General features: G+C 66.6%; 13 protein-coding genes. 4 read left to right on the forward strand and 9 right to left on the reverse strand.

The features are described from left to right. Nucleotides 1-9 precede the first annotated feature (9 nt). From KEC56_RS04945 to KEC56_RS04955, 3 genes are read left to right on the forward strand one after another with little or no spacing between them, the layout of a single operon-like run. Entirely contained in the window at nucleotides 10-1,308 is a 1,299-nt protein-coding gene (locus KEC56_RS04945; protein ID WP_227530070.1) for an extracellular solute-binding protein, read from the forward strand. A 1-nt stretch (nucleotide 1,309) separates the two neighbouring features. Then, the gene (locus tag KEC56_RS04950; RefSeq protein ID WP_227530071.1) at nucleotides 1,310-2,245 is read left to right on the forward strand and encodes a carbohydrate ABC transporter permease; all 936 of its coding nucleotides are present in this window, start codon (nucleotides 1,310-1,312) and stop codon (nucleotides 2,243-2,245) included. Next, the gene (locus KEC56_RS04955) at nucleotides 2,242-3,069 is read left to right on the forward strand and encodes a carbohydrate ABC transporter permease (RefSeq protein WP_227530072.1); all 828 of its coding nucleotides are present in this window, start codon (nucleotides 2,242-2,244) and stop codon (nucleotides 3,067-3,069) included. The genes KEC56_RS04950 and KEC56_RS04955 overlap by 4 nt, the downstream gene beginning before the upstream one ends. A 15-nt stretch (nucleotides 3,070-3,084) precedes the next feature. On the opposite strand, the gene KEC56_RS04960 is transcribed toward KEC56_RS04955, so the two are convergent. The 7 genes from KEC56_RS04960 to KEC56_RS04990 form a co-directional block, all read right to left on the reverse strand. Further along, nucleotides 3,085-3,699 carry a TetR/AcrR family transcriptional regulator gene (locus KEC56_RS04960; RefSeq protein WP_227530073.1) on the reverse strand — a complete coding sequence of 205 codons (615 nt, stop codon included), beginning with the start codon at nucleotides 3,697-3,699 and terminating at the stop codon, nucleotides 3,085-3,087. A 51-nt stretch (nucleotides 3,700-3,750) separates the two neighbouring features. Continuing rightward, the gene (locus tag KEC56_RS04965; protein ID WP_227530074.1) at nucleotides 3,751-5,250 is read right to left on the reverse strand and encodes a GMC oxidoreductase; all 1,500 of its coding nucleotides are present in this window, start codon (nucleotides 5,248-5,250) and stop codon (nucleotides 3,751-3,753) included. Nucleotides 5,251-5,293: 43 nt separating this feature from the next. After that, nucleotides 5,294-6,289 carry an ROK family glucokinase gene (locus KEC56_RS04970; protein WP_227530075.1) on the reverse strand — a complete coding sequence of 332 codons (996 nt, stop codon included), beginning with the start codon at nucleotides 6,287-6,289 and terminating at the stop codon, nucleotides 5,294-5,296. A gap of 70 nt (nucleotides 6,290-6,359) precedes the next feature. Beyond that, on the reverse strand, nucleotides 6,360-7,811 hold the full coding sequence (locus KEC56_RS04975; RefSeq protein WP_227530076.1) for an MFS transporter: 1,452 nt from the start codon (nucleotides 7,809-7,811) through the stop codon (nucleotides 6,360-6,362). Nucleotides 7,812-7,959: 148 nt separating this feature from the next. Then, nucleotides 7,960-8,994, reverse strand: a complete 1,035-nt coding sequence (locus KEC56_RS04980) for a sugar phosphate isomerase/epimerase family protein (protein WP_227530077.1) — start codon at nucleotides 8,992-8,994, stop codon at nucleotides 7,960-7,962. Next, nucleotides 8,991-9,401: a C-glycoside deglycosidase beta subunit domain-containing protein gene (locus tag KEC56_RS04985; RefSeq protein WP_227530078.1), complete on the reverse strand. Its 411-nt coding sequence runs from the start codon at nucleotides 9,399-9,401 to the stop codon at nucleotides 8,991-8,993. Before KEC56_RS04985 ends, KEC56_RS04980 begins: the two co-directional genes overlap by 4 nt. Before the next feature lie 15 nt (nucleotides 9,402-9,416). After that, nucleotides 9,417-10,517, reverse strand: a complete 1,101-nt coding sequence (locus KEC56_RS04990; RefSeq protein WP_227530079.1) for a Gfo/Idh/MocA family protein — start codon at nucleotides 10,515-10,517, stop codon at nucleotides 9,417-9,419. Between the two features lie 160 nt (nucleotides 10,518-10,677). On the opposite strand from KEC56_RS04990, the gene KEC56_RS04995 reads away from it, so the two are divergent. Further along, nucleotides 10,678-11,715 (forward strand): sugar phosphate isomerase/epimerase family protein, encoded by a 1,038-nt coding sequence (locus KEC56_RS04995; RefSeq protein WP_227530080.1) that lies wholly within the window; start codon nucleotides 10,678-10,680, stop codon nucleotides 11,713-11,715. Between the two features lie 96 nt (nucleotides 11,716-11,811). Here the strand turns inward: KEC56_RS04995 and KEC56_RS05000 are convergent, their stop codons facing one another. Further along, the gene (locus KEC56_RS05000) at nucleotides 11,812-12,621 is read right to left on the reverse strand and encodes an alpha/beta hydrolase (protein WP_227530081.1); all 810 of its coding nucleotides are present in this window, start codon (nucleotides 12,619-12,621) and stop codon (nucleotides 11,812-11,814) included. Between the two features lie 132 nt (nucleotides 12,622-12,753). Beyond that, nucleotides 12,754-13,584, reverse strand: coding sequence for an alpha-L-rhamnosidase-related protein (locus KEC56_RS13895; RefSeq protein ID WP_264674999.1), 831 nt, complete (start codon nucleotides 13,582-13,584; stop codon nucleotides 12,754-12,756). Between the last annotated feature and the right edge of the window lie 28 nt (nucleotides 13,585-13,612).

The raw sequence follows: 13,612 nt of genomic DNA on the forward strand, positions 1-13,612 counted from the left end.
ACAGCAATGATGCACGTTCCACCCCACAGCAGGCGAGCACGGTCGCTCGCCGCCATCTCTGTGCTCGCCATCGGCGCCGCGACGCTCGCGGCATGCGCCCCCGCCTCGGACGGAACCGGATCGGAGCCGATCGATCTCGAGACTCCCGCCGTGGGGACGATCGAGGTCTGGACCCAGGGGGCGGATGGCGCCGACCTCCCCGAGATCTTCGCGACCTTCGAGGAAGAGAACCCCGACGTCACGATCAAGCTCTCCGAGGTACCGGAGGCGGAGTTCGCCTCCAAGATCACGGCGGCGATCGCGGCGGGCACCGTGCCCGATCTCATCTACGGCTATACCCAGACCTTCGCGACGCTGCTGTCTACCGAAGGGTTTGCCCCGGTGCCGGACGGAGTGGTCGAGAAAGAGGACTTCTTCGAGAACATCTGGGAGCTCTCGGTGATCGACGACACCGCCTACGGTGTGCCGTGGTATGCGTATGCGAACTCCTCGATCTACCGCAGCGACCTCGCAGAGCAGGCCAACGTAAAGATCCCGGAGACCTGGGACGAGGTCATCGCCTACTCCGAGGGCGTGCAGGCCGAGGGGGTGGAGTTCCCGGTCGTGCTCCCGATCGCATGGAACACCTACACCGCGGGTGTGCTCGATGTGCTCGCGCATCAGAACAACAGTGCGCTCATCAACGACGACAACACCGAGTGGACGATCAACGAGCCGGCCAACGTCGAGGCGCTGGAGTATTTCGCCAGCTTCATCCAGGACGGACTCGCCTCGGCGGATGGTCCGGCGTTCCTCGACATCGTGCCGTGGATCTCGCAGGGCCGTGCCGCCGCGATGCCCGACTCCGGCACGTGGTTCACCGGCTGGCTCGACGAGGCGAACGGCGAAGGGTGGTCTGCCGAGCACATCACCATCGCCCCCAACCCGATCCCCGAGGGGGGGACCCCTGCGGCGACGCTCGGCGGCGGGTCGTGGTTCGTGCCGATCGACGCCGACAACCCCACCGAGGCGTGGCAGTTGGTCCACTTTATGTCTCAGCCCGAGACTCAGGTCGAGTGGTACAAGATCTTCGGAAGCTTCCCCGCGGTGAAGGCCGCATGGGACGACCCGGCGCTGGAGGGGACCCCTCTCCTCGAGACCACCCGCGAATCCCTGAACTACGCGGTCAGCACGCCGAACGTCGCTACCTGGCCCGAGGTGTCGCAGATCATCGCCTCCGAGATGGAGAAGGTCGCGCGAGGGACATCGACTGCCGAGGATGCCCTGGATGCGGCACAGGAACGCGCCGCTGCAATTGGCACGGAGTGAGATGACGAACACGATCATCCTCGGAAACACCGGGGTGGTGCCGCTTCACAAGCAGCGCCGCCCCGGCCCCCGGACGGAGGCATGGGCCGGATGGCTGTTCGTGTTGCCCTTCGTCCTCCTGTTCACGGTGTTCATTGCCGTGCCCATGTTCCTGGCTGCGGCGACGAGTCTCACGGACATGAAGGCGCGGGATCTGCGCAACCCGCTCAACGCAGAGTTCGTGGGATTCGACACGTTCGCGAAGGTGTTCTCCGATCCGGCGTTCCTGCAGTCCGTCGGCACCACGGCGCTGTTCGTCGTGCTGTGCGTACCTCTGTCGATGGGGATCGGTCTCTTCCTCGCAGTTCTTCTCGACACCGGCATCCGAAGGCTGCGCGCCTTCTTCCGCGCAGCCGTCTACGTCCCGGTCATCACGAACATCGTCGCGGTGGCGGTGATCTTCCAGTACGCCTTCTCACTCGGCGGACCCATCAACACGGCGCTCGAGTCCTTCAGCTTCCCTGCGGTCAACTGGCTCGGCGAGTCTGGGACGGCGGTCTTCACGGTTGTGCTGATGAGCGTCTGGCGGAACGTGGGCATGTGCATGGTGCTCTTCCTCGCGGGGCTGCAGGCCGTCCCCGGCGACGTGTACGAGGCGGCGCAGACCGACGGTGCCGGCCCGGTACGCCGGTTCTGGTCGATCACCCTTCCTCTGCTGCGCCCCACCACCTTGCTGGTGAGCGTGCTGATGACGTTCTTCTTCATCAACATCTTCGAGGAACCGTACATGCTCACCGGCGGAGGCCCGCTGGGGTCCACGCGCTCGCTCGCGCTGTGGGTGTACGAGCAGTTCGGCTTCGGTAACGTGGCCGCCTCCATGGCGGGCTCCGTGGTGCTGCTCGCCCTCGTCGCCATCGTCGCCGCCATCCAGTTCCGACTCCTGAGGCCTAAGCATTGAGATCCCCCAAGCCGATCGCGCTCGCGGTCAACTACACCGTCCTGTCCATCGTCGTCGTGGTGCTCCTGCTGCCTTTCGTCTGGGTCTTCTTCGGATCCTTCAAGTCGCAGGAGGAGTTCCTCACCGATCCCGGAGCGTTGCTGCCCGAATCGTTCCAGCTCACGAACTATGTGCTCCTGTTCACGGAGAAGGGCTTCGGCACCTACTTCGGGAACAGCATCGTCGTGTCGGTCATCGCGGTGCTAGCGAACACCCTCTTCGCATCGATGGCCGGCTACGCGCTCGCCAAGCTCAACTTCCCCGGAAGGCGGGTGCTCCTGCCGTTCGTGATCGTCGCGATGGTGGTGCCCTATGTGGCGCTCTTCGTTCCGCAGTTCCTGATCGTCGTGCAGTTGCGGCTGGTCGACACCCTTGCGGGGATCGTGGCACCCTTCCTCATCATGCCGATGAGCGTCTTCATCATGCGTCAAGCGGCCTACTCGCTGCCCACGGAGCTGCTGGAGGCGGCGCGCATCGACGGCGCGGGTGAGTTCCGCCTGTATGCGCGGATCTTCCTGCCGCTGTCGGGACCTGCTCTTGCGACCGTGGCGATCCTGTCGTTCCTCGGGTCGTGGAATCAGCTGCTGTGGCCGCTCGTCGTTGCGCAGTCCCAGGGCACCTACACCCTCCCAGTGGGGTTGGCCATCGCGTCGCAGACAGCGAACTCGACCGACTTCGGGATGCTGCTCGCCGGGGCAGTCGTGATCCTGCTTCCAGTGCTGGTGCTGTTCCTTTTCCTGCAGAAGTACTTCATCCAGGGACTCGCGACCACAGGCCTCAAATGAGGTCGGCGGGGCGGGTCAGCGGGAGCCCTCTCGCAGGATCGCCTCGAATCCTCGACGCAGCCGGTCGATCATGTCGAACCGGGGGTCGATGAGCCACTGCAGCTGGAGGCCGTCCCACAGGGCGACGAATGCGGAGGCGACGAAGTCCGCGTCGGCGACGAAGGGGATGGCCTCCGCCTCCGATGCGGTTCGGATGCCGGCCGCCATCGAGTTGCGGATGTTCTCGTAGCGTCGGACGAACCACTCGTGAGCCGGGTGGTCCGAGGATGAGGCTTCGGCAGACATCACGGCGAGGAGCCGCTCGGTCTCCGGCTTGTCCAGGTTCCTGACGGCGAGCGCGATCGCGGCGTCCACAACGCCGAGAAGAGCGATGTCGCGGTTCAACTGCTCGGTCTCGAGGGAGTCGTACTCTTCGAGGACGGCGATGAGCAGGTGCTCTTTCGTCGGGAAGTGGTGCTTGACGCTCGTGAAGCTGAGTTCGAGGTCGCGTGCGATCTCGCGAAGCGAGCCGCCGCGATAGCCCGAGCGCATGAAGACGCTTGCCGCGGCCGCCACGATCTCGGCCTTCCGGCGAGCGGTGTTCGCGTACGGGCCGCGGCGGGGGGGCGCGATGCGCGGGGTATCGCTCATCGACACATCCTATCGACTGGGACTCCGTTCGATGGCGTCTGCGCCGTGCGGTCAGTCCCGGGCGGCGATCGCGCGTGCGGTCCGTACGGCGAGCACGATGCCCATCAGCGTGGAGTTGCAGGTGAGCGCCGTGGGGATCGCCCCGTTCCCGGCGACATAGAGGTTCGTGAAGCCCCACACCCGGCCGTCCGGATCGGCGACGCTCGTGCCGTCGTCGTGTGCGCCCAGGCGCACAGTCCCCGTGTAGTGCAACGACGAGCCGGGTGCCAGCGTGAGAGAGTCGCCCGGGGTGAAATCGCCGATCGCGACTGCTGCCCTCTTCTGCACGTCCCGCAGTCGCTCGATGCGTGCCAGGTCATCGTCGGAGTATGCGAAGCGAGCGATGAGGACCGGCATCCCCAGCGCGTCGCGGCGTGCATCGGAGAACTCGAGGCGGTTCTCCCTCCGCAGGTCTGTGCTCGTGTACCAGCTCATCCCGATACGGTGGCCGAGGACGTCGTCCGAGCGTTCCATCATCTGCCCATGCGTGGGCCGCTCTTCGCCGATGGATGGGCTCCAGTAGACGCCGACGAAAGGCTCGTTCGGATGCGACGACGGGGCTGCGGTGCCGCTGAGGCCGAGTCGTCGCGGGTCGACGACGACGTCTCCATCGATCGACGAGTGCTCGTTAAGGTAGAGCCCCAGTGCCTCGGGGCGGACCCCAGAGGCCCACAGCAGTTGCGGCGTACGCAGAGTGTCGGCAGCGACGACGACGGCGAGCGCGTCGATCTCACGCTCCTCGCCGGTAGTGAGGCTCCGCACGGACACACCGGTGGCCGTTCCTCGCCGGTGGTTCACCCCAGTGACCAGTGTCGCGGCGAGCAGGCCCGTCCGGTCGGAGGAGCCGTCGAACACCATAGGCGCGATGTCGCGCGGACCGGTGCGTGCGAAGACGCCGCGGGCGTGTGCGACGCCGGCGAGCGGCATGCTCTGGGCGCGGCGTTCGGAGACCGGGGACGGGAGGGCGGCGCGCAACGCTTCGAGGATCTTCGGCTCGAAGGGGTTCCCGGAATAGGTGCGCGAGCCCACGCGGAGGAGCCGTTGAGCCTCGTGCAGGTCCTCCCCGTAGTCGGCTCTGGCGAACGCGGGGACCTCGTCGCCGTAAGGGGTTGGACTCGCGGCGGCCCAGTGGATCCCCATGCCCCCGATGTTCCAGGAGATGGAGGCGCCGGGGAACTCGGCGGTGTCGTGACCCAGATAGGCGGCGGGGAAGATCCCGGTCCCGTCGGGGGACCATCCGTCGCCGTCGCCGAGCACCGCCCCCGCGTTCGATACGTAGTCGATCTGGCGCGCCCTTCGCATGAGGGTCTCGAACGCGACGCGCAGCGCGTCCTCGTCCGCCTCAACGAGATGCTCGCCAGGGTGTGCGCTCATGGCCGGCCCCGCCTCGACGACGAGGACGGATCGGTCCGGAGCGGCGCCGTGGACGGCGGCGGCAACGGCCGCACCCGCGGGTCCGCTGCCGACGATGACGAGGTCCCACACCTGGGACGAGGCTGTGTTGATGTCCACGACTGCTCCTTCGCTCTGTGCCGTCTTGCAGACGGCGAGATGGTTAGATGGCGCCCGCTCCGGCGCCCGCAGACGCGGCGAGCCCGCCTGTTCGTGAGGTGCGGGCGAGGGCGGCGGCACCGATCAGTCCTGCGTCGTTGCCGAGGGACGCGGCCACGATCTGTGCCGCCGGGCGATCCTCCGATCCGCTCACGCGGGACGCGTATGCGGTGCGTACGCCGGGGATCAGCAGGTCCTCCGAGTCCGCGACTCCGCCGCCGACGACGATGACCTCGGGGTCGAGGATCGCAGTCAGCGAGGCCAGGCCGCGTCCGATCCACTCCGCGGTCTCGGCGAAGAGTCGGCTGGCCAGGGGGTCGCCAGCGGATGCAGCGTCCGCGATGTGCTGACCGGTGAGCACACCTCCATCCGCGTCGCGCCGTGCGCGCAGCGCGCGACCGTCCGCCCGGGCGCCTTCCAGTTCCCGGTTCGCTACGTCGAGGAGCGCCGTGCCCGAGCCATATGCCTCCCAGCAGCCGAGCTTCCCACATCCGCAGCGCCGACCGTCCTGCACGACGGTGAGATGGCCGACCTCAGCGGCCGCGCCGAACGCGCCGCGCTGCAGTTCGCCGTTGCTGACGATCCCGCCGCCGATCCCGGTGCCCACGGTGATCATGAGTGAGACGCCCGCGGGTTCCCCCGCCCCGTGTGGGTGCTCGCCCCATGCCGCGGCGTTGGCGTCGTTCTCCACCACGACGTCGATGCCCGAGGGGAGCAGCGCCGCTACCTGCTCGCCCAGAGGGTAGCGGCGCCAGGGCAGGTTCGGTGCCGTGAGCACGGTCGATCGATCGGACGACACGAATCCGGCCGCGGCCAGTCCCACCTGGCGGATGTCCGCGGCGGGGGAGAGCTCGCGGTAAAGATCCGCGATGGTGCGGTCGATGTCCGCGGGATTCGTGGTCGGCGTGCTCCGGCGGGCGCGCTGCACGATCCGCCCGGCGTCATCGACCACTCCGGCGGCGATCTTCGTGCCGCCGATGTCGATTCCCAGTCGTGCCATGTCTCGATTCTCCGTGTTCTCATGTCGTGTCCGTGCGGATGCCTGATCCCGTGGGATCCTGCATCCGCGGTCAGCCCTTGCGCAGGGTGCGCAGCGCGGCGGTGTCGAGCCGTGCGCGGATCTCGTCGTACTGCCTGGCCGAGAGCCGGTAGAACGACAGCGGTATGATCGCTGCGAAGCACAGGATCGCCGGTGCCAGGTTGACGATGACGTTCATGCCGGAGAGCACCTCCGGCGCCTGTGCGGTATTGGCGACGTATCCGATTGCTCCCAGCGCGGCGAGGCCGATCGCCACGCCCACCGCGGCGGCGATCTTCTGCGCGAAGCTGATGACGGCGTAGGCCGTGCCGTCCGCTCGGACACCGTGCTTGTCCTCGGCGTAGTCGATCGCGTCGGGGACCATCGACCAGAAGATCGGGGCGTTGAACGAGGCGAGACCGTATATGGCCGAGATGACGATCACGAGCGTGACATCTTCCCAGCCCACCAGGTAGAGCGCCACGAGCGAGAGTCCCTGAGCCACGAGTGAGACGATGGCGACGGCGCGCTTGCCGAAGCGGCGCGTCAGCGGCGTGAACAGCAGGATGCCGATGACTCCCGCCACCGCCGGCGTCGCCATAAGCACGGGGATGAGGTCCACGCGGCCGACCGCGTAGATGAAGTAGTAGATGACGACGCCGAGACGGCCGAAGAAGCCGGTCATCGCGAGCATCATGATCGCGAAGATCAGCATGAGCAGGCGGTTGCCGAAGACGATGCGTGCCGTGGTGCGCAGCGACACCCGGGTGCTGTGGATCGGCTGCACGACCTCTTTGCTCTTGAAGGCGGTGATCAGGAACAGCGGCAGAGCGATCGCTGCCATGACCGCCGCTGTCCACGTGTAGCCCGCAATCGTCATCTCGTCGCCGACCCCACCGGTGAGACCGCTGAAGAAGAGGATGAGGGGGAGCGTGATGACGTTGAGCAGGACGACGCCCACGTTGGTGCCGATCAGGCGGATCGAGTTGAGGGTCACCCGCTCCTGCGTGTCGGTCGTCATCACGGAGACGAGCGATCCGTACGGCACGTTCACGGCCGAATAGGCGATGCCGAGCAGGCCGTAAGTGACGATCGCATAGAGGAACTTCGCGCCATCGCTCCCCGGGATCGTGGAGAAGGACAGCACGAGGAGGATGGCCAGGATCGGTGAGCCGTAGATGATCCAGGAGCGGAAGCGGCCGAATCGGCTGCGGGTGCGCTCGGCGGCGGCGCCGATTCCGGGATCGATCGCGGCGTCGAAGACGCGGGCGATCAGCATCAGCACGCCGACGGCGCCGGCGGAGAGGCCGACCGCATCGGTGTAGAAGATCGCGAGATAGGAACCGGTGGTGGTCCAGACGAGCTGGCTGGCGAGGTCGCCGAGCCCGTAGCTGAGGCGCGTCCCCCAGGTGAGGCGCTGTCTCGACGGGGCGTCGCCCGATGCGGGCTCGTCGGATCGGACGGAGGTGGCGCTCCCCGAGATCGATTGGCCGTTGTGGGTCACGTCTTGCTCCTAGTGCACATCGTTGTGTCCGCCGGTCTCATGCCGGACTGGAACGGGGTATTGAAGGGATTCGGTTGGGAAGGGGTGGAGGTGGAGTCACCGGGGGAGGGCCTGCATCGGGTTGCAGCCTTCCCCCGGGACGGGGTGCTCAGGCGCGGGCGTCGAGCTGCTCCTGGAAGCTACGCGCGAGTAGCGCCTGATGTGCTTCGACCTGTGAGAACGCCTCGACGTCGGGGGCGGCCATGAAGTGGCCCTCCCACTCCGTCGAGACCCATCCCTCGTAGCCGATGTCCACCAGCAGCTTGGCGACCCCCGAGTAATCAACGCTCGGCTCGTCGCCGTTCGAGTCGAACTCGTAGCACTTGCCGTGCACGTGGATGATCTGGTCGGCGATGTCGTACCAGCTCTCGAGCGGCTGCGTGCCGTGCATGCTGAGCGCGCCCATGGTCGACTCGATCGCGTCCTCGGACGCTCCCTGCTCGAGCGCGATCGTGCGGAAGGCCTGGAAGCGCTCGGCCATCGTTCCCGGCGCGGTGCGCCAGGTGCCGACGAAGACGTCGACGAGCTCCTCCGAGAGGCCCGCCTCGACGAACTGCCGCTTCTCCATCGGGGGGATGTCGCGCATGGTGGCGCTGAAGTCCGGGATGAACCCGAGCACGGGGGAGTCGAGCTCGGCGTAGAGGTCGCGCACGCGCAGGATGCTCTCGGTGCGCGGCCCCTCAGGCGCGTGCAGCTCCATGCCGACCCGCAGCCCGAGGTCCTCTGCGATCGGGGCGACGCGGCGGATGACTTCCAGCGACGCGCCGATCTGGATGCGAACGATGCCGAATCCGAGCTTCTTCGCCGTGTGCAGTTGGCGCACGAGGAGTTCTGTCATCTCATCCGCGTCGAGGAAGCGATCGGAGCGGAGCGCGGTGTCCACGTTGGAGCTCAGGCACGTCGAGACGAGTCCCAGCTCCGATGTGAGTCCGTGCCACCAGTCGGCGGTGGCATCGTCGATGTCGGGGTAGCTGCGGAACGACTGGTATCCGACGACCTCGACGCCCGGGCCGACACCCCGTGCTGCGACCTCTCGTACGATGCCCTCGAGGTCGTAGCGACCTTCGAGCCATTCGTTGGTGAGGGAATAGAGAGTCAGGCCTGAGCCGATGGTGGGGATGGGGTATTTGGTCTGAGCGTTCACTTCTGGTCCTCCGTGACGACGTTGAGAGTGCGCGATTCGTGAACTGTCCGGGAGAGAGCAGAGTCGGGTCCGGTCAGGATGTAGGGGATGCGGAGCGTGAGGCTTGCTGCGATCTCAGCGCTGTCGCCTGTGAGGAAGGACGCGGGGAATCGCAGGATCGCCCTGTCCTGCACGAACCAGGTTTCCTGCCAGCGTTCGGCGATGGTGGGCAGATCGGCGGCCTCACCGTTGATCTCGATGGTCAAGCTCTCCCGCGGGACCTTTTCTCCATCGACCGTGATGGTGGCGTTTTCGATCGTCGAGGGTGCCAGGCTGCGGTACCACGGCAGTCGAAGGCGGATCGACCCGGTTCCGGATTCCTCGATGCGGACCTCGTCCGCGCCCAGGATGGTATCTGTTGCACTCATGATCACTCCGTTCAGTTAGAAGGTGACGGGCTGGCCGCTGGCGGCTGAACGGTAGATTCCGTCCAGAATCTCGGTCACGACGCACGCCTGCTCGGGAAGTACCAGCGGATCGGTGTCGGTCTTGATGGCGCGGACCCACTGAGCGGCCTCCTGCGCGCCGAGCACGGTGAAGCCCGAGCCCGACGACGAGGACGCACCGAAGTAGGCGCCCTTGAAATCGGGTGCCGTCTCGGTGAGCTGACCGCCTACGACGCCATTCAGGCTCGCCTCCCACTGAGCACCAAGCTGACGTGATTCCGCGCCGCCGTCGGTTCCCGCCAGGGTGACGCAGGCCTCGCGCGACTGGGGCACGTTGAGCGCCCACGCCGCCTCTAGGAAGACCGTGGCGCCGTTCTTCATGGTTACGTAGCCGAAGGCCGAGTCCTCGACATGGAAGGTCGCAGGGTCCCACTCGCCGCCCATGTTCCCCTCGGGTTTGTCGCCCAGCTTGTGGAACACTGTGCCGGTCACCGAGGCGACCTCGTAATTGCCCATGAACCACAGTGCGAGATCCAGCGCGTGTGTGCCGAGATCGATGAGGGGACCGCCACCCTGCTTGTCCTTGTCGGTGAAGCTGCCCCAGATTGGCACGCCACGACGACGGACGGCGTGGCCGCGTGCGTGATAGATCTCGCCCAGGCGACCCTCGTCGACGGCGCTGCGGAGGAATTTGTTGTCCTCGCGCCAGCGGTACTGGTAGCCGACCGTGAGCTTCTTCCCGGTGCGGCGGGACGCCTCCAGCATGGCGCGTGCATCTTCGCCCGTGACGGCCATGGGCTTCTCCACCATGACGTGCTTACCGGCCTCCAGTGCAGCGATCGTGATCTCGCGGTGGCTCGTGTTCCAGGTGCATACGTGGATCACATCGAGCGTGTCGTCAGCGACCACCGCGTGCCAGTCGGCCGTGGCGTACGACTCGTCCACACCGAATTCGGCCCGCGCATTCTCCGCGCGAGAGAGCTCGAGGTCGCAGAACGCGCGGATCTCCACTTCTTCGGACTGGCTGGCAAGGCCCGGAAGGTGCTTCTGGGTTCCGATGAACCCCAGCCCGATTATGCCCACCTTCAGCTTGGTCATAGTTCTCCTCTGGATTCGTGTTCGCCGTTGATTTCACTCCCCAGCCCCGGATGCGGGTCGCGACGCGTGGCAGGCGTGAAATCAATCTTGTCACGAAAATAGCGCATGTGCAACAATTTGAAGAACGGCGAGGACCCGCGTCGAGACAGGAGGCGTCAGCATGGGACAGAACAACGAGGATCGTAGGATCGGACCCCGAACACCGGTGACGCTGTTCACCGGGCAGTGGGCGGATCTGCCCTTCGAGGAGGTCGCCCGCCTAGCGGCGAGCTGGGGCTACGACGGCTTGGAGATCGCAGCATCGGGAGACCACCTGGACCTGCAGCGAGCGGACGAGGACGACGCCTATCTCGCCTCTCGTAAGGAGATACTGGACCGTCACGGACTGCGCTGCTTCGCGATCTCCAATCACCTGACCGGCCAGGCGGTGTGCGACTCTCCGATCGACTTCCGCCACGAGAGCATCGTGCGTCCGTACACATGGGGCGACGGCGACCCCGAAGGAGTGCGGCAACGCGCGGCCGAGGACATGAAGCGCGCGGCGCGTGTCGCCCGCAAGCTCGATGTGGAAACGGTTGTCGGATTCACCGGATCCTCGATCTGGCAGTACGTGGCCATGTTCCCTCCAGTCTCTGCGGAGGTGATCGAGCGAGGTTACGAGGACTTCGCGCAGCGCTGGAATCTGATCCTGAACGTCTTCGACGCGGAAGGGGTCCGGTTCGCCCATGAGGTGCATCCGGGCGAGATCGCCTACGACTACTGGACCAGCGTGCGCACGCTCGAGGCGATCGAGCACAGGGATGCGTTCGGGTTCAACTGGGACCCCTCGCACATGCTTTGGCAGGGCATCGACCCGGTCTCGTTCATCTGGGACTTCCAGGACCGGATTTACCACGTCGACTGCAAGGACACCCGTCTGCGTGCGCCGAACGGTCGCGCTGGCACGCTTGGGTCGCATCTGCCCTGGGGCGACCCGCGTCGCGCGTGGGACTTCGTCTCGACGGGCCGGGGCGACGTCCCCTGGGAGGATTCTTTCCGCGCGCTCGCGAGCATCGGCTACGCCGGACCCGTGTCGATCGAGTGGGAGGACGCGGGGATGGACCGCCTGGTGGGCGGCGCCGAGGCTGTGACGTTCGTGCGATCCCTGCTCTGGGAGCAGCCGAAGACGGCGTTCGACGCGGCCTTCTCGCAGCAGTAGAGCCTCCGAGCCCGAGGTCGCTGTTCCCGTCCCGGCAGAAGTACTTCATTCAGGGGCTCGCGAGCACAGGCCCCAAGTGAGGTCGGCGGGAAAGGGTCAGCTCGCCAGGGCGGCACGCATTGCCGTGAGGCGGGCGGCTTGGATGCGGTGGACTTCGGGGTGGTCCGGGGTGAGGAGTTCCCATCCGTGGTGTGCGCCGGGGATGGTGATCAGTTCGACGGGGACTCCTGCGGATGTGAGGCGCTTGGCGTAGTCGACAGTCTCGGCGTGGAAGAGGTCGGCTTCGCCGATGCTGATCCAGGCGGGGGCGAGGCCTGTGAGGTCCTCGCGACGTGACGGCACAGCGTAGGGGCGGCTTTCGGGCTCTTCAAGTGCGTGGCCGAGGTAGGAGGTCCAGGCGTAGCGGTTCGACGCCACTGTCCAGATCAGATGGACATCGCCCTCGGCTTCGGCTCTGAGCACGTTCCGGTCGTCGAGCATCGGCGCGATCAGTACTTGGAGTGTGAGCGGGATCGCGGCGTCTTTCGCACACTGTGCGACCGCCGCGGCGAGCCCGCCGCCCGCGCTTTCTCCTCCGACCATGATGCGGGTGGAGTCGATGCCCAGAGTCTCCGTCTCGCTGGCGACCCATTCGAGGGCGGCGAAGCAGTCGTCGAGGGCGGCCGGGTAGGGGTGTTCGGGGGCGAGGCGGTAGTCCGGGACGATGACGGTGACGCCGAGGCCAGCAGCGAATCCTGAGGCGACCGCGTTTGCGTGTGCGGCGTTGCTGGAGATCAGGCCGCCGCCGAACAGCCACAGCAGTGCCCCCCGTCGGCTACTGTGTCCCGTGCGGGCGGTGCAGGATGACGGATCGTCCGTTCCCTCCGGGAAGGCGCAGTCGCTGGGATGAGATCCCTGCGCGGACACGGGTCTTCCGGTTGTTGAAGAACCGTGCGAGTCCGAGGCTGAAGGACCCACGGATGTCCATTGGACGCCGGACGGCGTAAGTCAGGTAGTCGGGGTGGATCTCCGCGATCGCCTCGTCGAGCGTATTTGCCATTAGTGGTTTTCCTGCCGTCTGATCGTGTAAGTGCCGGGTGTGAGGGTGAGTGGTTCGGTGTCTCCGGCTGCGTGGAAGCGTCCCGTGGTGCCCGGCGGGATCGTCACGACGTACTCGACGTCGTGTCCGTCGATGCGCCAGGAGCTTTCGACGGTGCCGTAGCGGGTGTGCACTGTCGATCGCGCCCTGGTGAGGCCGCCACCGATCAGCGGACGGACGCCGATGGTGCGGTAGGCAGGTTCGAGGGGGGTGATGCCGCCGATGCGCTCGGTGGGGAAGCGGGCGACGGATCCGAGGGCGTAGTGGTTGTGGCTCATCTTCGCTCTGCCAGATTTCGTGTAGCCCTCCCAGGTCTCCCAGACGGTGGTGGCGCCGCGCTCCACCTGGTGTAGCCAGGACGGACTCGACGTGGACAGCAGCAGATCCCACGCGACATCCGTGTGTCCCGTGTCGACGAGCGTTCCGAGGAGCAGCGGTGTGGAGAGGAAGCCGGTGCCGAGGTGTCCGCCGGCTTTCTCGACGAGTCCGATTAGTCGTTGTGCGGCGGCGGGCCTCTCCGCGTCGTCGAGGAGGCCGAAGGCGATGGCGCGCACGTAGTCGTCCTGGCGGTCGGTGCCGATGCGCCCGTCGTCGGTGAGGAACCTGGCGCGCCATGCCCGGCGGATGTGATCCGCGAGTACGAGGTAGCGCTCATGGTCGGTGTCTTTGCCGAGGATCTCGGCGATGGCGGCGAGCGTCCGGGTGGAGTGCTCGAAGTACGCCGGACGACGGCGCCGCGTCGTCCGGCGTCGATCGAGGATCGGATGGGTCCCTCGCCGGGGCGGAGCCATTCCCCGCACTGGAATCCGGTGTCGACGA

It is taken from the genome of Microbacterium tenebrionis, assembly GCF_020682665.1.
Lineage (GTDB): Bacteria > Actinomycetota > Actinomycetes > Actinomycetales > Microbacteriaceae > Microbacterium > Microbacterium tenebrionis.

Bases quoted from the DNA above. Each gene is read 5' to 3' on its own strand.
- KEC56_RS04950 (WP_227530071.1), top strand. From the start codon at position 1,310: ATGACGAACACGATCATCCTCGGAAACACCGGGGTGGTGCCGCTTCAC.
- KEC56_RS04945 (WP_227530070.1), top strand. From the start codon at position 10: ATGCACGTTCCACCCCACAGCAGGCGAGCACGGTCGCTCGCCGCCATC.
- KEC56_RS04960 (WP_227530073.1), bottom strand. From the start codon at position 3,699: ATGAGCGATACCCCGCGCATCGCGCCCCCCCGCCGCGGCCCGTACGCG.
- KEC56_RS04995 (WP_227530080.1), top strand. From the start codon at position 10,678: ATGGGACAGAACAACGAGGATCGTAGGATCGGACCCCGAACACCGGTG.
- KEC56_RS13895 (WP_264674999.1), bottom strand. From the start codon at position 13,584: ATGGCTCCGCCCCGGCGAGGGACCCATCCGATCCTCGATCGACGCCGG.
- KEC56_RS04985 (WP_227530078.1), bottom strand. From the start codon at position 9,401: ATGAGTGCAACAGATACCATCCTGGGCGCGGACGAGGTCCGCATCGAG.
- KEC56_RS04970 (WP_227530075.1), bottom strand. From the start codon at position 6,289: ATGGCACGACTGGGAATCGACATCGGCGGCACGAAGATCGCCGCCGGA.
- KEC56_RS04990 (WP_227530079.1), bottom strand. From the start codon at position 10,517: ATGACCAAGCTGAAGGTGGGCATAATCGGGCTGGGGTTCATCGGAACC.